Source organism: Mesorhizobium qingshengii (genome assembly GCF_900103325.1).
Taxonomy (GTDB): domain Bacteria; phylum Pseudomonadota; class Alphaproteobacteria; order Rhizobiales; family Rhizobiaceae; genus Mesorhizobium; species Mesorhizobium qingshengii.
Genome location: NZ_FMXM01000005.1, coordinates 259,836 through 276,809, shown reverse-complemented (window position 1 = coordinate 276,809; position 16,974 = coordinate 259,836). Strand labels below are relative to the sequence as shown.

Genomic DNA, 16,974 nt, shown 5'->3' with positions numbered 1-16,974 from the left:
CCGAAGTTCATACCGTGGGATAGGTCGATGGCTTGACCACGGCCGTGAATCCGCGGTGCTCTCGAGGTGGCCAAAGCGGTCCCGGAGCGTCCAATGAGACTCAACAACAAACGCGCGCTGATTACCGGCGGGTCGGACGGCATCGGCCTTCCAATCGCCGAAGCTTTCTTGCGTGAAGGCGCCGACATCACGATCGTCGGCCGCGACGCCGGGAAGCTGGAAGCGGCCCATGATAGTCTGACGGGCGCCCGCACGGATGGCACTGTCGAGACGCTGTCGGCCGATCTTGCCACCGGCATCGGCATCGGGGCCGTCGTCGATCTGGTGAAAAGATCCGGCCGACCTCTCGACATCCTTGTCAACAATGCGGGCGTGGCTTTCCTGGTGCCGTTCGCGGATGTCAGCGAGGTTCAGTTCCAGCAATCCTTTGCTCTCAACGTGACGGCGGTGTTCTTCCTCACGCAGGGCCTGCTGCCACATCTCGCAACCGGCGCATCGGTGATCAACATTTCCTCCTATTTCGCCAACAAGATGATCCCAAAGCGGCCGTCGAGCCTCTATTCGCTGTCGAAAGGCGCGTTGAACTCACTGACCAAATCGCTGGCCTTCGAGCTCGGCCCAGGTGGCATCCGCGTCAACGCCATAGCGCCTGGCACAGGCGATACCGCCATGCGGCGCAGGACAGTCGACAATCTGCCTGCCGAGGCAAGGGCGGCGTTGAAGGCCTGTGTCGAGCGCAGCTATCCGCTGGGCCGCATCGGCCGTCCCGATGACCTTGCCGGCATGGCGGTTTATCTGGCCAGCGATGAGGCCGCGTGGACCAGCGGCGGCATCTTCGCCGTCGATGGCGGCTATACCGCCGGATGACTTTGCGGATCAGCCCCTTGCATCCGCATCGGACAGACCAAGGCGCTTGACCAGACTTCCCATCCCGCGTCTGTCACCGCTATAGATCCAAGGCGCAGTTCAGACACTCATGGTGCCATGTCGTCAAACGATCCGCTGATCCTTTTCTACACAACGTTCTTCGGCAAGCCTGTCGACATCGCGTCCATCCATTGTGAAGGGCGGTGGACGCTGGACAAGCGCCGGCTTTCCGAGGCGGCGGCGGTCGTCTTCCATATTCCGGACTTTCGCGAATTCGGCGACGCCTACAAATACCCCGGCCAATATTGGGTGGCCTGGTCCATGGAGAGCCGTCAGAACTACAGACGCGTCACCAATCCGGATGTCATGAGGCATTTCGACATCACAATGACGCATGAGACATGTTCCGATGTATGGATGCCCTATCTTCCCCGGGCTCGCGGATGGCAGGAAATGGTTGCCAGACCGATCGCCGCGAAGACGGAAGAAGCGCCCGTCGCGCTCTTCCAGTCCGCGCCCGTCAACCGTAGCGGCCGCGTCGATTTCACGGCAGAGCTTTCACGCCATATCAAGATCGATTCCTACGGCCGGCACTTTCACAATCGAGCGATCAGTGGCCCGGATCTTGGCCGGAAAACCAAGATCGAAACCATTGCGCGGCACAGGTTCTGCCTGGCGCTGGAGAACTCGATCGAGCCCGACTACGTCACGGAGAAGATCTACGACGCATTCGACGCCGGCACGATACCGATCTACTTGGGAGCGCCGAATGTGGATGAATTTGTCCCTGCAAATTCTTATATCGACGCCAGCGCTTTCCCCAATGCCAAGCACCTGGCGGCCTATCTCCAACACCTGATCGAAACGCCTGAGGACTACGAGGCCTATTTCGCCTGGCGCTCGAAGCCGCTGCCCGACAGCATCCTCAAACGTCTGCCGGGACTGGAAACCCCTACCTTCTGCCGATTGACGAACCTAGTGCGTCAACGCCTGGAAGAGCGGCCGCATCCGCCATCCGGACGGCCAATGCTTCCATTTGGCCGCGTCTCCTTCCTGCGCACGCGGTTGCGCCGCTGGAAGAAAAAGATCTCGAGCTGACAATCGAAGCATGAGGGGCGAAGGAGGAATGCTCCTTCAGCCGTTTGCATTCCTGCCGCCCGCAATCTCCCATGCGGCAGGCCGCTAGGCGCCGGGAATTTCAGTCGTGGCGCTTTCCACAAATCCAAGAGCACCGACCGCCTCCAGGATCTGGTTGCGAACCCAGCGATGAGGTGGCTCGTCGTCGTGGCGCGCGTGCCAGTACATCCTGATTTCAGGAACGGCAATGGGAAGCGGCGGTTCAAAGATGACGAGCGGAAGGGTCCTCGCGGCCCAAACGGCGAACTGCCTGGGAACCGCTGCAAGGTAGTTTCCGTCTGCCACTGCCAACGCGACAGCCTGAAAGTGCGGCAGCGCCAGGCTTACACGGCGCGTTCGTCCGAGCTTGGCGAGCGCCTCGTCGGTGGAACCCGACATCGAGCCGTCGATAGAACGAAGAACGTGGGGCAGCTCGCAGAAAAGCTCGATCGGCAGAGGTGCGCCGTTCGCGATACCCGCCTGTCTGATCGCAGCATTGTCGCTCGCGGCGATGATGACGAATGGTGAATCGAACAGAGGCGTGCTGGAAACCCAGTCGGAGACCTCCAGCGGACGCTCCAGTGCTGCGTCGATTTCATCCTCCTGGAGCAGCCGCGAAACGTCGCCGCGCGCGCTATCGAGAAACCGCAACGATACACGCGGCGCGATACCCGCGATGCGCGCCGCCAGCGTTGGCATCAGCAGCATGGAAAAGAAATCCGCACCCATCAGCGTGAAGGTTCGCTCGAGTTCCGCCGGATCGAAGTTTTTCGTGGACTGGAAGACACGTTCGATTTCCCGCAGCGCCATGCGCAACGGCTCCGCCAGGCTCTCGGCGCGCGGCGTCGGCATCATTTCGTTGCCGTGCCGCACGAACAGCTGGTCGTTGAGAGCATGCCGCAAGCGGTTGAGCGCTGCGCTGACGGCAGGCTGGCTGAGGCCGATCTGCTCGCCGGCACGCGTAACGCTTCTTTCCCGTAAAAGGGCGTCGAACACCCTGACGAGATTGAGGTCGAGCGCGTTCAAATTCATCGCATCAATTCGCCCCATACGATCATTCGATTTCCGTCCCGGCATGTCCTTGGTTAGGTCGTCACCGGCGCCGCACAGCCGGCACAGGCAACAATAGGAAATAGGAGCATAGACCAATGACAATGACCCCTGGCACGATCACAGGCAAGGAACTCTTCTGGTTCAACAACACGCTCGTAGCGATCCACATCTCATCGGCCGCGGGAGAGGATGGCATCTGCGTCGTCGAACATCGCATGCCGTATGGCGACTCTCCGCCGCTGCATGTGCATCGCCGCGAAGACGAAGTGTTTCACGTCCTGGAGGGGAGATTGCGCTTTCAGATCGACGGCCACGAACGCATTGCGGACGCCGGCGAAACCGTCATTGCGCCGAAAGGCCTGCCGCACACCTACAGGGTCGAGTCGCGCGAAGGCGCGAGTACCCTGACCGTCACGCGCGGTGCGGATTTCGAAACGCTCCTGCGCCAGGCGGGCCGCCCCGCCGAGCAGCCGGAGCTACCGCCGCAAATGGAACCGACGCCGGAAATCATCGCGGCATTGGTGCAGCTCTGCGCAAGAAATGGTATCGACATTGTTGGCCCACCGCTTGCCTGACTGGCCGTTCAGGGCATTCACTTCGGCAAGTCGACGCGCCTTCCCTTCTCCCTTGCGGGAGAAGGTGGAGGCGTTCAACCGATTTGCATCATTTGCGCCCGAAATCTCCGCTTGAAGCCGTTTGTGCAACGCGATACGCCGTTGCCGACTTCGACAAGGAGAAAGCCGTGAGCACGCCAAAGACCAGAACCGAAACCGATACGTTCGGTCCCATCGAGGTCGCTGCCGACCGTTATTGGGGCGCGCAGGCGCAGCGTTCCCTCGGCAACTTCAAGATTGGCTGGGAAAAGCAGCCGGCATCGATCGTGCGCGCGCTTGGCATCGTCAAGCGGGCGGCGGCCGAAGCCAATATGGAGTTGAAGCGGCTCGATCCCGCGATCGGCAAGGCGATCGTCGAGGCGGCGCAAGAGGTGATCGACGGCAAGCTCAACGAGCATTTCCCGCTGGTGGTCTGGCAGACCGGCTCGGGCACGCAGTCCAACATGAACGCCAATGAGGTGATCTCCAACCGGGCGATCGAGATGCTGAGCGGCGTCATGGGCTCGAAGAAGCCGGTGCACCCCAACGACCACGTCAATATGAGCCAGTCGTCGAACGATACTTATCCGACGGCCATGCATATCGCCTGTGCCGAGCGCATCGTGCACGACCTCTTGCCGGCGCTGAAGCATCTGCACAAGGCGCTGGACGCCAAGGCCAGGGCCTTCGCCCACATCATCAAGATCGGCCGCACGCACACGCAGGACGCCACGCCGCTGACGCTGGGCCAGGAATTCTCGGGCTATGCGGCGCAGGTCGCCTCATCGATCAAGCGCATCGAGATGACGCTGCCCGGCCTGCAGGAACTGGCGCAGGGCGGCACCGCCGTCGGCACCGGCCTCAATGCGCCCGTCGGCTTCGCCGAAAGGGTGGCGGACCGTATCGCCGCCATTACCGGCATCGCCTTCGTCACGGCGCCGAACAAGTTCGAGGCGCTCGCCGCCCACGATTCGATGGTGTTCTCGCACGGCGCCATCAACGCGGCCGCGGCGGCGCTCTTCAAGATCGCCAACGACATCCGGTTCCTCGGCTCCGGTCCGCGTTCGGGCCTCGGCGAACTGTCGCTGCCGGAAAACGAGCCGGGCTCCTCGATCATGCCGGGCAAGGTCAATCCGACCCAGTGCGAGGCGATGACGCAGGTCTGCGTGCAGGTGTTCGGCAACAATGCAGCACTCACCTTCGCCGGCAGCCAGGGCCATTTCGAGCTCAACGTCTACAACCCGCTGATGGCCTACAATTTCCTGCAGTCTGTGCAGTTGCTCGCCGACGCTTCGGTCTCCTTCACCGACAACTGCGTCGTCGGCATCGAGGCGCGCGAGGACAACATCAAGGCGGCACTCGACCGCTCGCTGATGCTGGTGACGGCTCTCGCCCCGACAATCGGCTACGACAACGCCGCCAAGATCGCCAAGACCGCGCACAAGAACGGCACGACGCTGCGCGAGGAAGCGCTGGCCACCGGGCTGGTCAGCGAAGCCGACTACGATCGGCTGGTGCGGCCGGAGGACATGACGCACCCGGGATAACATTTCGCGACGGGAAGATTTACTCCCAGCGCGACCTGACCCGACGCGAATTTTGCGCAGGTCGCTAGATCACCGAAATGTAAGCGCTGTGAACAATGTGTCGCCAGCTTGGCAGCTTTGGTGAACAGTCTGCCTGCTCTATGTGGGGAGGTATCGCAATCCTTCCCGGAGAGAGTCACCATGTCCACCAACACTTCCGTTGCCGGTTCCGGCACCGCTTCCAATGCCTCCACCGCGATCCTCGTCGGTCGCATCCTTTTGTCGATCCTTTTCATCCTGTCGGGCTTCGCCAAGCTGACCGCGATCTCGGCCACCGCCCAGTGGTTCGGTAGCATCGGGCTGCCGCTGCCGACGGCGGCTGCCGTTGGCTCCGGCCTGCTTGAATTCTTCGGTGGCCTCGCCATCCTTGTCGGCTTCCAGACCCGCATCGTGGCGATCGTACTCGCCATCTTCACGCTGGCCGCCACGGCGGTCGCGCACCTCAACTTCGCCGACCAGATGCAGATGCTGATGCTGCAGAAGAACCTCGGCCTTACCGGCGGTTTCCTGCTCCTGGCAGTGCTCGGCGCCGGCGCCTATTCGGTCGACGCCAAGCGCGGCTGAACAACACCTTCAGACACCTGAAACAAAGGCGGCGCGGAATTTTCCGCGCCGCTTTTTCGTTGTCGATGCACAGGCCCACACGTCTCGATCCGCCGGGCGGGATTTGCGACCGCATTGCTGGTAGAATCAAGCCGTCGAGGCGAGCAGTCGGCCGATCGGCCCTGCCTGATCGACATCGGAGGTGATAACCGTGCCCCGCAACGCCCTGCTTCTGCTTTCCCGCCTGCTGCTCGCCGCCCTTTTCGTGCCTTCCGGCTTCCAGGCGCTGTCCGACATTGCCGGCACGACGGGCTATTTCGCCAGCCTCGGCCTGCCGCTGCCGACGCTCGCCGCCTGGGGCACGGGCTTTTTCGAGCTGATCGCCGGGCTGCTCATCCTGGTCGGTTTCCAGACCCGGATCGCGGCGCTTCTGCTCGCCGCCTTCTGCATCGTCGCCGGCTTCATCGGCCATTACGGCCAGGGTGGCGGTGATGCGATGCTCGCCTTCCTGCACTCGCAGATGCTGATGAAGGACATCGCCATATCAGGCGGTTTCCTGGCGCTGGCAATGGCCGGCGCCGGCGCCTGGTCGGCCGATGGCCGCGCTTCGGCGTAAGGCTTATTTCACCGAAACGCTCGGCCCACCCTCGACGGCCAGCACCAGCCTGCGGCTGGTGATCCGCGCCAGCTGCGCCAGCCGGCCGGCCGGCCGCTCGCCATAGAGATCGGCCAGCGACGCCGGCAACACCAGCGCCAGCACGCCGTTGGCGCGCTGCTCCCATTTCAGCCTGGGCATGATGCCGGGCATCGACGCCGTCAGCAGATAGACGACGCGCATCATCGCCGCCAGCACGCGAGCCCGCTCCAGATAGCGCGGCGTCGCCAGCGCCTTGATTTCGGGGGCGATGGATTCGTTGAAGATGCCGTCGTGACGATAGGCATTGGCCAGCGCCAGGAAGGCGCGGCCAGGATGGTCGACACCGAAGAAGGACGCATGCGCAATGATGTTGAGCGATTGCTTGCCACGATATTCGGGATGCGCGCGCCAGCCGATGTCGGCCAGCAATGCGGCTGCGTGGCGGTAGCGCGCCTCATCCTCCGTCTCGTCGATGCCGAAGGCGGCAAAGGCCTTGCCGGTCCATTCGACCAGCTCGTGCGCATGGTGGACCGAGCGCGAGCGCAGCACGGCAAGTTCCTCGGCGGCCGAGATCAACGGATCGGCCTTCTGCTCGGCCTCGTCGAGCAGCGAATAGAGAAAGCCTTCGCGCACACCGAGTGCCGAAACGATGATCTTCGACGGCTGCATCGCCGTCATGATCTCCTGCAGCACGATGGCGCCATACGGCAGCAGTGAACGGCGGTTCTTGGAGACGCCCTCGATGCCCTTGACCTTCTCGATTTCGGCTTTGGCCACCTGTTTCAGGAAGTTCGTGGCACTGTCGGCGCTGATCTCGTAATGGTGCATGACGCCGAGCGGATAGTTGGTCATTTCCATGTGCAGCCGGGCGAGATTTCGCCAGGTGCCGCCGACGGCGTAGAAGGGCCGGCCCTGCCCGCCTTTCAACAGCTTGGCCCGCGCCAGTTCGTCGCGCGCGATCTTCGCTGCCTGGGCCAGCGAGTTCTTCGCCATGTCCTGCAGGCGCAGGCCACCCAGCGGCAGCGTTATGCCGTCGCCGATCGCTTCACCGTTGACGTCGACCAGTTCGAGACTGCCGCCGCCCAGATCGCCGGCGATGCCATTGGCAGGATGGAAGCCTGAAATGACGCCGAGGGCTGAATAGTAAGCTTCCTGACGCCCGCTGATGACCCGGATCTCGGTCTTCAGCACCTCCTCGGCGCGGTGGATAAAATCGGGACCGTTGACCGCTTCGCGGGCGGCGGCGGTCGCCAGCACATACATATGCTCGGCGCCCGCCTGCTCGGAGAGCGCGCGAAAGCGGCGGAACTCTTCCATCGAGCGTGTCACCGCCTCGGGGTCGAGTTTGCCGGTCGAAACGATGCCGCGGCCAAGACCAGCCAGCATCTTTTCGTTGAACAGCATGGTCGGCGAGCGCGCCAGCCCCTCATAGACGACGAGACGGATCGAATTCGACCCGATGTCGATGATGGACAGCGGTCGGCGGTCCTGCAGCCGGCCCTGGGAATCAGACAGCATCAACTGGACGCTGCGGCGTTCTTCTTGCGACGCTTGAACTGCGCAATGCGCTTGGGCGCATGCGACTTCAGCGCATCACCCCGTCCGGACAGGCTAGGATTGGTCATGAAATATTCCTGCGCGTTGAACGGTTCCTCACCCTCCTCCAGCACCACGCGCCGGGAGGTTCCATCAGCCAATACGTCGAAACTTTGCTGATTGTCCATGATGTTGCCCAGCATGATCTGGCCAAGGACCTGTTCATGCACAGTTGGATTGGTGATCGGCACCATGGTCTCGACACGGCGGTCGAGGTTGCGCGGCATGAGGTCGGCCGAAGAGATGTAGACGATCGCCTCGTCCGAGGGCAGGCCATGGCCATTGCCGAAGCAATAGATGCGGCTGTGTTCGAGGAAACGACCGACGATCGACTTCACCCTGATGTTTTCCGACAGGCCCGGCACCTGAGGCCGCAGGCAGCAGATGCCGCGCACGACAAGGTCGATCTCGACGCCGGCGCGGCTGGCATCATAGAGCGCATCGATGATGATCGGGTCGACGAGGGCATTCATCTTCATCCAGATGCGCGCCGGCCTTCCCTCCAGCGCGTGGGCGACCTCATCGGAAATGTGCTTGAGAATGCGGCTTCTCAGCGTGAACGGCGAGATCGCCAACCGCATTTCATCCGTCGGCTCGGCATAGCCGGTGATGAAATTGAAGAGCTGGGCGACATCGCGGGCAATCGTCGGATCGGTGGTGAAGAAGGACAGGTCGGTGTAGATGCGCGCGGTCACCGGATGGTAATTGCCGGTGCCGAGATGCACGTAGTTGCGCAGCTTGCCGTCCTCGCGCCGCACCACCAGCGACATTTTCGCATGTGTCTTCAGTTCGAGGAAACCGAACACGACCTGCACGCCGGCCCGCTCCAGGTCGCGCGCCCAGCGGATGTTGGCTTCCTCGTCGAAACGTGCCTTGAGCTCGACCAGCGCCGTCACCGACTTGCCGGCCTCGGCCGCGTCGACCAGCGCACGCACGATCGGGCTGTCGTTGGAGGTGCGGTAAAGCGTCTGCTTGATCGCCACCACTTCGGGATCGGCCATCGCCTGGCGCAGGAACTGCACCACCACATCGAAGGATTCATAGGGGTGGTGGACGATGATGTCCTTCTCGCGGATGGCTGCGAAGCAATCGCCGCCATGCTCGCGGATGCGTTCGGGAAAGCGCGGATTGTAGGGCGTGAATTTCAGGTCATCGCGGGGGACAGCGACGATCTCGGATATCTGGCTGAGCGCCAGCGGGCCGGTCAGGACGCTGATGCGGCTCGACGAGACGCCCAGCTCACCGGCGACGAAGTCGCGTAGTTCCGACGGCATCAGCCTGTCGAATTCAATGCGGATCACCGAACCACGGCGGCGGCGCTTCAGCGCCGTCTCGAACAGGCGCACCAGATCCTCGGACTCCTCCTCAACCTCGATATCGCTGTCTCGGATGATGCGGAACGTACCGGAGCCCTTGACCTCATAGCCAGGGAACAGCTTGCCGATGTAAAGGCCGACCGCCTCTTCCAGCGGAATGAAGCGGACATGGCGCTTGCGGTCCGGCAAACGGATGAAACGCTTCAGCGCCACCGGCAGGCGCAGAAGTGCGCTCATCTCCTCGCCGTTCTTGCGATGGCGCAGCTGCAGCGCCATCGAGAAGCCGAGATTGGGGATGAACGGGAACGGATGCGCCGGGTCGATCGACAGCGGGGTGAGCACCGGAAACACCTGTTCCTGGAAATGGTCTTCCAGCCAGATCTTTTCGTCCTTGGTCAGCGCATCGCGGGTGATGCTTTCAATGCCTTCCTTGTTGAGCAGCACGGTAAGGGCCGAAAGGCTCTTCTGCTGATCTTCCTGCAGCCGCTCGACCTCACGCAGCAGCTGTTCGAGCTGCTGCTCGGGGGTGCGTCCGTCGGGGCTCTTCAGCACGATGCCCTCGCGCACCTGGCCGGCGAGACCGGCGACGCGCACCATGAAAAACTCGTCGAGATTGGCGGCCGAGATCGACAGGAAGCGGACGCGCTCCAGCAGCGGATGATGGGTGTTCAGCGATTCCTCGAGAACGCGCCGGTTGAACTGCAACCAGGAAAACTCGCGATTGACGAAACGGTCGGGATTGCCGCCCTCCGGGCTCGCTGCCTCGACATTGATGAATTCGCTCTGCACCGGCTTCAGTTCGTTCATGGTTCCTGCTCTTCCCGCGCCTTAAGCCGGTTAACCGGCTTAACTTATCCTCTGACAGGCTTTTGCGACAGTTTCATTTCATCGATCTTGCAAAGAGACCTGATATGATCCAGATGCAGATCAGACTGCGTTAAGGAGATGACGATGGCAGGCGGTTCCATTCCCCATTTTCAGAACGATGCGGGCCACCCGGCGATCGACATCGGCGTCAAGGAATTCATGTGCACGGGCGCCAACCCGCCTTTCGACCACCCGCATGTGTTTCTCGACATGGGCGACGACAATGAAAAAGTCTGCCCCTATTGCTCGACGCTCTACCGCTATTCGCCAAAGCTGAAGGCGACGGAAACGCAGCCGGCTGGCTGCATCTACATCGACCAGGCCGCCTGATCTCCAGCGACCGGCTGCAAATGGACGACATGCGCTCCCGGCAAGTCATCATCGCCGGGGCGGGCATCGCCGGGTTGACCGCGGCGCTGGCCTTCGCCGAACACGGCTACCCCGTGCAAGTGTTCGAACAGGCGCAGCGCATGGACGCGGTAGGCGCCGGCCTCCAGCTTTCTCCCAATGCAACACACATCCTTCGCCAGCTCGGCGTGCTCGACCGGCTGCTGCCAACAGCGGTGCGGCCGGAAGCGGTGGTGCTGAAGGACGCAGCGACGTTGCGTGAACTGGCGCGCGTGCCACTTGGACAGACCGCTGAAGCGCGCTGGCGGGCGCCCTACCTCGTGGCTCACCGCGCCGACCTGCAGGCGGTGCTGATGGCGCGCGTTGCCGAGCTGCCGAATATCCATCTCACCACTGGCGCGCGCGTCGCCAGCATTGCCATCGGGACCCATGGCGTCACGGTGAGTGTCGAGATCGACGGCAAGACTATCGAAGTGGAAGGCTCCCTGCTGGTCGGCGCCGATGGCGTCTGGTCGTCGGTGCGCGCGCGTGTCGATTCGACCAGGGGAGCGGCATCGCCAAGAAGCCGTTTTTCCGGTGAGCTGGCCTGGCGCACCACCGTCGCGGTCGACAGCGCCGCCGGGCAAGCCTTTGCCGCGATCGGGGCTGTCGATTGTGTGACGACCTTTCTGCATCCTGGCTTCCATATGGTCGCCTATCCCGTCAGCAAGGGCGACGCCTTCAACCTCGTCGCCTTCACCAGGGGCGAGCGTATCGCCGAGGGCTGGTCCGGCCATGCCGATCCCGGCATCCTCGCCGCCGCAATGCGCGGCACCGCGCCAGGTCTCGTAAAGCTAGTGGAAATGGCCGGCCCGTGGCTGACCTGGCCGCTCCATACGGTCGAGCAGAAGCAGCCCTGGACAACGCCAAACGGCATCGCGCTGATCGGCGATGCGGCGCATGCGATGACACCCTTCGCGGCGCAAGGCGCGGCGATGGCGATCGAGGATGCGGCGACGCTTGCCGGCTCCTTTGCCGCCTTTCCCGCCGATCCGGCGCGAGGCCTCCTCGTCTGGGAAAATCTGCGGCGGCCGCGCGTCGCCAAAGTCGCCCGGCGCGGCGCCCTCAACCACCTCGCCTGGCATGCTGCGGGACCGGTGGCAATCGCCCGCAACCTGTTCCTCAAGATCCGCTCGCCGGAAAAGCTCGCGATGGATCTCGACTGGCTCTATGGCTGGCAGCAAACTAATTATACAGCCGCATCGACAGGCTGAGCGAAGCCGGCAGCGGGTTCCACCAGCCGGTGCGCAGGCCGGCGGTGCGCAAGGCCGCCGCCGTCCAGGTGTTGCAGCCAACCAGCGCGTTGAAACGGCCGTTCGCCTCATAGAAGCGGTCGAACCTGGAATAGGCGGCATCCGGAACAATGATCGGGCCCTTCGGTCCGCGCTGAAAACTCGCATCGATAAAATCGAGCAGTGCCACAAAACGCGCCTCGCCGATATCGAAGCCGGCAACGTCGGCATTCGTCTCGCTTACGTCGCCGGCGACATCGACATGCATGACCGATGTGTCGAGGGTCAGCGCCTTCATCACCGGGACGACCTTGAGCTGCGACCATGTCGGCGTTTCCAGATAGAAGGCACGGCCGCCCCAGCCGAAGACGATGTAGCGCACCTCGGGGATGTCGACGGGGACGCCGGCATCGACCAGGAAATGGAAGCGCTGGCGCACGGCATCGTCGACCGGAATGGCGATGTCGGTGTGGATCGGGTTCTTCAGAACCAGGATGTGGCGCTTACCCTCACTCGAAGCAGCCGCCGGCCAGAGCGGGCGTGGCACCAAGGTGCCCAGCGTCGCAGCCAGCACCGCCACGATCGACAGAAGGCCTAGAAAACGTCCGAGCTTTTTCATGAATGGCGGCCCTGCAAACGCGTCCCGGCGCGACAAGAACCGCCCGCCTCCTGCCCGTCCATACGCAAAAGAGCCCGGCACTGTTTCAGCCGGGCTCTTTTGCAGCCATCGAAGGCCTAGTGCAGGATCTGCGACAGGAACAGCTTCGTGCGCTCGTGACGCGGATGGTCGAAGAACTCGGCCGGCGTGTTCTGCTCGACGATCTGGCCCTGGTCCATGAAGATCACGCGGTTGGCGACCTTGCGTGCAAAGCCCATTTCGTGGGTAACGCACAGCATGGTCATGCCTTCTTCGGCAAGACCAACCATGGTCTCCAGCACTTCCTTGATCATTTCTGGGTCGAGCGCCGAGGTCGGCTCATCGAACAGCATGATGCGCGGGTTCATGCACAGCGAACGGGCGATCGCCACGCGCTGCTGCTGGCCGCCGGACAACTGGCCGGGATATTTGTTGGCCTGTTCCGGGATTTTGACGCGCTTGAGGAAGTGCATGGCGATTTCCTCGGCCTGCTTCTTCGGCGTCTTGCGTACCCAGATCGGCGCCAGCGTGCAATTCTCGAGGATGGTCAGGTGCGGGAACAGGTTGAAGTGCTGGAACACCATGCCGACCTCGCGGCGCACCTCGTCGATCTTCTTGAGATCGTTGGTCAGTTCCTTGCCGTCGACGATGATCTTGCCCTTCTGGTGCTCTTCCAGACGGTTGATGCAGCGGATCATCGTCGATTTGCCCGAGCCCGACGGGCCGCAGATGACGATGCGCTCACCGCGCATCACTTTCAAATTGATGTCCTTCAGCACGTGGAACTCGCCGTACCATTTATGCATGGCGATGATGTCGATGGCGACATCGGTGTCGGAGATGTGCATCTTGGCGGCGTTGACCTTGATCTCTTCCGCGCTGACGGCATTTTCGGTGGCCATGACAGGGTCCCCTTGTTCTTTTGTTTAGCGTTTGTGGCCGGTGTCGAGTCGGCGTTCGGTATACATTGAATAACGCGACATCCCAAAGCAGAACAGCCAGAAGACGAAAGCCGCGAAGATAAGGCCGGACCTGGCCGTCTGCGGCGTCGCCCAGTTGGCGTCGGAGAAGTTCTGCTTGACGACGCCAAGCAGGTCGAACATCGAGATGATGATGACAAGGCTGGTATCCTTGAACATGCCGATGAAGGTGTTGACGATGCCCGGGATGACCAGCTTCAGCGCCTGCGGCAGCACGATCAGCCCCATCTTCTGCCAGTAGCCGAGGCCGAGCGAGTCGGCGCCTTCATACTGACCCTTGGGGATCGCCTGCAGGCCACCGCGCACCACTTCGGCCATATAGGCGGCGGCAAACAGCGACACGCCGATCAGCGCCCTGAGGTACTTGTCGAAGCTGACACCGGCCGGCAGGAACAGCGGCAGCATGACGCTGACGAAGAACAAAACGGTGATCAGCGGTATGCCGCGGACCGCTTCGATGAAGATGATGCACAGCATCTTGACGATCGGCATCTTCGAGCGCCGCCCGAGCGCCAGCACAGTGCCGAGCGGCAGCGACACGGCGATGCCGACGAAAGACAGCGAAAGCGTCACCAATAGCCCGCCCCACCGCGAGGTTTCGACATGCGGCAGGCCGAACATACCGCCGATCAGCAGGACAAAGGAAACGATCGGCAGCACCAGGAAGAGAAGGATGGCGTTCAGTCCCTTGCGCGGCACGCGCGGGACTAGCATGGGTACCAGCAGCGCCACGAACAGGATGGCGACCAGGATCGGCCGCCAGCGTTCCTCGACCGGATAGGTGCCGAACATGAACTGACCGAATTTGGCATTGACGAAGGCCCAGCAAGCGCCGGACCAACCGTCTGGCTGAATGCCGCCTTGCGCAACGGTAGCGCAGACGGTGCGGTCCGGACCGGTCCACTGGGCATTGATGAAAGCCCAATTGATGACTTGCGGCAGGATCATGATGACCAGTGCGATGCCGATGACGGTCAGGATGGCATCGCCGACCGAACCTATCAGGTTCTGGCGCACCCAGGCCCCCAAGCCGCGTACGCTCGCCGGCGCCGGCTCGGCCAACGCCATCTCGGTGCGCACCCAGGACATGTCGTGTTCCTGCATGGTCCTACCTCTCCACCAGAGCCATTCTGGCATTGACGACATTCATGACGGCCGAGGTCACCAGGCTGAGTATGAGATAGGCGACCATCATGATCAGCACCCCCTCGACCGCCTGTCCGGTCTGGTTGAGCACGGTGCCGGCGGTCGCCGTCAGGTCGGGGTAGCCAATGGCGATGGCCAGCGAAGAGTTCTTGGTCAGGTTGAGATACTGGCTGGTCAGCGGCGGAATGACTATGCGCATGGCTTGCGGAACGACAACCAGCCGCAGGATCGATCCCGACCGTAATCCCAGCGCCGCGGCCGCCTCGGTCTGGCCCTTGCTGACGCCCCGGATGCCAGCGCGCACGATCTCGGCAATGAAGGCCGCAGTATAGCAGGACAGCGCCAGATAGAGAGACAGGAACTCGGGTTTGACCTGGAAGCCGCCGGTCAGGTTGAAGGTCGATTGTTTCGGAAAATCGAAGCTCAGCGGAAAGCCGCTCAGCGCGTAGGCAAGCAGCGGCAGGCCGACGATCAGCGCCACCGACGTCCAGAACACCGGAAACTGCTGGCCAGTCGCCATCTGCCGCTGGCGCGCCTTGCGGGCGACGAACCACGCCATGGCGATGCCCACGACGAACGCAACCAGGATCAGCCAGGAGCCCTCACCCCAGACGGGGCGCGGAAAATAGAAGCCGCGCTGGTTGAGATAGGAGCCGAAGGGCAGATTGTAGGAGTCGCGCGGCGCCGGCAGTACCGCCAGCACGCCCGAATACCAGAAGAAGATCACCAGCAGCGGCGGGATGTTGCGGAAGATCTCGACATAGACCGTGCAGATCTTGCTGATCAGCCAGTTCTTCGACAATCGGCCGATGCCGACGATGAAGCCGATGAGGGTGGCAGTGATGATGCCGGCCACCGCGACGATGATGGTGTTGATCAGACCGACAATGATGGCGCGACCATAGGTCGAGTCCGACGTGTAGGCGATCGGCGTGTCCGAGATGTCGAACCCGGCACGTCCGTTGAGGAAACCAAAGCCGGAAGCGATGTGCAGGCGCTGGAGATTGTCGATCACATTCTGGACGATCCACCAGACCGAAACCACCAACACGATGACCACCACCGCCTGGTAGAATATCCCGCGGACCCTGGGATCGTTGATAAAGGAACCGCGACTGGGCTCCTCGCGAAGAACTTCCTGCGATGCCATTCGACCGTCCCCTGGAAAGAGAAGCCGGGAGGCAGACAATCTGCCTCCCGGATCACATTTCGATCAGCGGATCGGCGGAGCGTATTGCAGGCCGCCCTTGGTCCACAGCGCGTTGATGCCACGCGCGATCTTCAGCGGGCTGCCGGAGCCGACATTGCGGTCGAATACTTCGCCATAGTTGCCGACGGCCTTGACGATGTTGACGACCCAGTCGTTGGAGACGCCGAGATCGGTGCCGATCTTGGTGTCGGCTTCCTGGCCAAGCACGCGTTTGATCTCCGGGCTGGTGGAGTTCTTCATTTCATCGACGTTGGCCTTGGTGATGCCAAGTTCCTCGGCGTCGAGCAGCGCGAAATAGGTCCACTTGACGATGTGGTACCACTGGTCATCGCCCTGGCGCACCGCCGGTCCAAGCGGTTCCTTGGAGATGATCTCGGGCAGCACGACATGGTCGGCGGGCGCACCCAGCGTCAGGCGGATGCCGTAGAGGCCCGACTGATCGGTGGTGTAGACGTCGCAGCGGCCGGCGTCGTAGGCGGCGTTGACCTCTTCGAGCTTCTCGAAGACGACCGGGTTGTACTCCATCTTGTTCGCCTTGAAGTAGTCGGCGAGGTTGAGCTCGGTGGTGGTGCCGCTCTGCACGCAGACGGCGGCTCCGGACAACTGCAGCGCGGAATTGACGCCCGGCAGCTTCTTGGCGTTGATCATGAAGCCCTGGCCGTCATAGTAGGTGGTGCCGACGAAATTCAGGCCAAGCGCCGTATCACGATTGATCGTCCAGGTGGTGTTGCGCGACAGGATGTCGACCTCGCCGGACTGCAGCGCGGTGAACCGCTCCTTGGCGCTGAGCGGCGTGAACTTGACCTTGGTGCCGTCACCAAAAACGGCGGCCGCGACAGCGCGGCAGAAATCCGCATCGATGCCTTGCCAGTCACCCTTGTCATCCGGCGCCGAGAAGCCGGCCAGGCCGGTCGAGACACCGCACTGGATGAAGCCTTTCGCCTTGACGGTATCGAGCGTGGTTGCCGAAGCGGCCGAAGCCATCAATCCAAGCGCGCCAGCTCCAAGAATGCCAATTGCAATATTTTTCATAACCCACAGACCCTTTTCTCTGTTTTCAGGCAAACCCTGATCTTTGTTCCTGCGTGAACGCAGCCCCCTTCCGGTTTATTCCGAGAACCCCTGCATCGTTATCGACGCGCTGCCTCCCATTCACGAACTGCATCGAAGGCGATTATTCCTGTGAGGTCAAGGGAAATGACCGAATC

16 protein-coding genes and 1 pseudogene are annotated in these 16,974 nt (G+C 62.3%); 9 read left to right on the top strand and 8 right to left on the bottom strand.

The window, feature by feature from the left end; genetic code table 11:
* Positions 1–93 precede the first annotated feature (93 nt).
* From BLS48_RS10385 to BLS48_RS10380, 3 genes and pseudogenes are all read left to right on the top strand, one after another.
* A complete protein-coding gene (locus tag BLS48_RS10385) occupies positions 94–867 on the top strand; it encodes an SDR family NAD(P)-dependent oxidoreductase (RefSeq protein WP_091577323.1) in 774 nt (257 codons plus the stop codon).
* A gap of 117 nt (positions 868–984) precedes the next feature.
* Positions 985–1,233: pseudogene (locus BLS48_RS36155) on the top strand (glycosyltransferase family 10 domain-containing protein); the annotation flags it as partial.
* Positions 1,234–1,965 (top strand): glycosyltransferase family 10 domain-containing protein, encoded by a 732-nt coding sequence (locus tag BLS48_RS10380; RefSeq protein WP_244529557.1) that lies wholly within the window; start codon positions 1,234–1,236, stop codon positions 1,963–1,965.
* 84 nt (positions 1,966–2,049) lie between these two features.
* On the opposite strand, the gene BLS48_RS10375 is transcribed toward BLS48_RS10380, so the two are convergent.
* The gene (locus BLS48_RS10375; protein ID WP_244529550.1) at positions 2,050–3,132 is read right to left on the bottom strand and encodes a LysR family transcriptional regulator; all 1,083 of its coding nucleotides are present in this window, start codon (positions 3,130–3,132) and stop codon (positions 2,050–2,052) included.
* Positions 3,133–3,137: 5 nt separating this feature from the next.
* Between BLS48_RS10375 and BLS48_RS10370 the strand changes: the two genes are divergently transcribed.
* The 4 genes from BLS48_RS10370 to BLS48_RS10355 all read left to right on the top strand — a co-directional run bounded on the left by BLS48_RS10370 (position 3,138) and on the right by BLS48_RS10355 (position 6,374).
* On the top strand, positions 3,138–3,611 hold the full coding sequence (locus BLS48_RS10370) for a cupin domain-containing protein (protein WP_342028506.1): 474 nt from the start codon (positions 3,138–3,140) through the stop codon (positions 3,609–3,611).
* Between the two features lie 167 nt (positions 3,612–3,778).
* Complete coding sequence (gene fumC, locus BLS48_RS10365; RefSeq protein ID WP_091577594.1) at positions 3,779–5,176, top strand: class II fumarate hydratase; 1,398 nt, start codon at positions 3,779–3,781, stop codon at positions 5,174–5,176.
* Positions 5,177–5,356: 180 nt separating this feature from the next.
* Entirely contained in the window at positions 5,357–5,779 is a 423-nt protein-coding gene (locus BLS48_RS10360; protein WP_091577316.1) for a DoxX family protein, read from the top strand.
* Positions 5,780–5,969: 190 nt separating this feature from the next.
* A complete protein-coding gene (locus tag BLS48_RS10355; protein WP_091577592.1) occupies positions 5,970–6,374 on the top strand; it encodes a DoxX family protein in 405 nt (134 codons plus the stop codon).
* Between the two features lie 3 nt (positions 6,375–6,377).
* On the opposite strand, the gene ppx is transcribed toward BLS48_RS10355, so the two are convergent.
* Positions 6,378–7,913, bottom strand: coding sequence for an exopolyphosphatase (ppx, locus tag BLS48_RS10350; RefSeq protein WP_091577314.1), 1,536 nt, complete (start codon positions 7,911–7,913; stop codon positions 6,378–6,380).
* Entirely contained in the window at positions 7,913–10,114 is a 2,202-nt protein-coding gene (locus BLS48_RS10345) for an RNA degradosome polyphosphate kinase (protein WP_091577313.1), read from the bottom strand. The genes ppx and BLS48_RS10345 overlap by 1 nt, the downstream gene beginning before the upstream one ends.
* Before the next feature lie 144 nt (positions 10,115–10,258).
* On the opposite strand from BLS48_RS10345, the gene BLS48_RS10340 reads away from it, so the two are divergent.
* Both BLS48_RS10340 and BLS48_RS10335 read left to right on the top strand, forming a co-directional pair.
* On the top strand, positions 10,259–10,504 hold the full coding sequence (locus BLS48_RS10340; protein WP_091577590.1) for a zinc-finger domain-containing protein: 246 nt from the start codon (positions 10,259–10,261) through the stop codon (positions 10,502–10,504).
* 20 nt (positions 10,505–10,524) lie between these two features.
* Positions 10,525–11,775 (top strand): FAD-dependent monooxygenase, encoded by a 1,251-nt coding sequence (locus BLS48_RS10335; protein WP_091577311.1) that lies wholly within the window; start codon positions 10,525–10,527, stop codon positions 11,773–11,775.
* On the opposite strand, the gene BLS48_RS10330 is transcribed toward BLS48_RS10335, so the two are convergent.
* From BLS48_RS10330 to BLS48_RS10310, 5 genes are all read right to left on the bottom strand, one after another.
* Positions 11,747–12,412, bottom strand: a complete 666-nt coding sequence (locus tag BLS48_RS10330; protein WP_091577310.1) for a TIGR02117 family protein — start codon at positions 12,410–12,412, stop codon at positions 11,747–11,749. The genes BLS48_RS10335 and BLS48_RS10330 overlap by 29 nt on opposite strands.
* Before the next feature lie 116 nt (positions 12,413–12,528).
* Positions 12,529–13,278 (bottom strand): amino acid ABC transporter ATP-binding protein, encoded by a 750-nt coding sequence (locus tag BLS48_RS10325; RefSeq protein WP_031252160.1) that lies wholly within the window; start codon positions 13,276–13,278, stop codon positions 12,529–12,531.
* 78 nt (positions 13,279–13,356) lie between these two features.
* Entirely contained in the window at positions 13,357–14,514 is a 1,158-nt protein-coding gene (locus tag BLS48_RS10320; RefSeq protein ID WP_091577308.1) for an amino acid ABC transporter permease, read from the bottom strand.
* A gap of 4 nt (positions 14,515–14,518) precedes the next feature.
* A complete protein-coding gene (locus BLS48_RS10315) occupies positions 14,519–15,706 on the bottom strand; it encodes an amino acid ABC transporter permease (RefSeq protein ID WP_091577307.1) in 1,188 nt (395 codons plus the stop codon).
* Between the two features lie 63 nt (positions 15,707–15,769).
* Positions 15,770–16,798, bottom strand: a complete 1,029-nt coding sequence (locus BLS48_RS10310) for an amino acid ABC transporter substrate-binding protein (RefSeq protein ID WP_091577305.1) — start codon at positions 16,796–16,798, stop codon at positions 15,770–15,772.
* Positions 16,799–16,974: the final 176 nt, after the last annotated feature.

Bases quoted from the DNA above. Each gene is read 5' to 3' on its own strand.
- ppx (WP_091577314.1), bottom strand. From the start codon at position 7,913: ATGCTGTCTGATTCCCAGGGCCGGCTGCAGGACCGCCGACCGCTGTCC.
- BLS48_RS10380 (WP_244529557.1), top strand. From the start codon at position 1,234: ATGAGGCATTTCGACATCACAATGACGCATGAGACATGTTCCGATGTA.
- BLS48_RS10310 (WP_091577305.1), bottom strand. From the start codon at position 16,798: ATGAAAAATATTGCAATTGGCATTCTTGGAGCTGGCGCGCTTGGATTG.
- BLS48_RS10335 (WP_091577311.1), top strand. From the start codon at position 10,525: ATGGACGACATGCGCTCCCGGCAAGTCATCATCGCCGGGGCGGGCATC.
- BLS48_RS10385 (WP_091577323.1), top strand. From the start codon at position 94: ATGAGACTCAACAACAAACGCGCGCTGATTACCGGCGGGTCGGACGGC.
- BLS48_RS10325 (WP_031252160.1), bottom strand. From the start codon at position 13,278: ATGCACATCTCCGACACCGATGTCGCCATCGACATCATCGCCATGCAT.
- BLS48_RS10345 (WP_091577313.1), bottom strand. From the start codon at position 10,114: ATGAACGAACTGAAGCCGGTGCAGAGCGAATTCATCAATGTCGAGGCA.
- BLS48_RS10320 (WP_091577308.1), bottom strand. From the start codon at position 14,514: ATGCAGGAACACGACATGTCCTGGGTGCGCACCGAGATGGCGTTGGCC.
- BLS48_RS10370 (WP_342028506.1), top strand. From the start codon at position 3,138: ATGACCCCTGGCACGATCACAGGCAAGGAACTCTTCTGGTTCAACAAC.
- BLS48_RS10360 (WP_091577316.1), top strand. From the start codon at position 5,357: ATGTCCACCAACACTTCCGTTGCCGGTTCCGGCACCGCTTCCAATGCC.
- BLS48_RS10340 (WP_091577590.1), top strand. From the start codon at position 10,259: ATGGCAGGCGGTTCCATTCCCCATTTTCAGAACGATGCGGGCCACCCG.
- BLS48_RS10330 (WP_091577310.1), bottom strand. From the start codon at position 12,412: ATGAAAAAGCTCGGACGTTTTCTAGGCCTTCTGTCGATCGTGGCGGTG.
- BLS48_RS10315 (WP_091577307.1), bottom strand. From the start codon at position 15,706: ATGGCATCGCAGGAAGTTCTTCGCGAGGAGCCCAGTCGCGGTTCCTTT.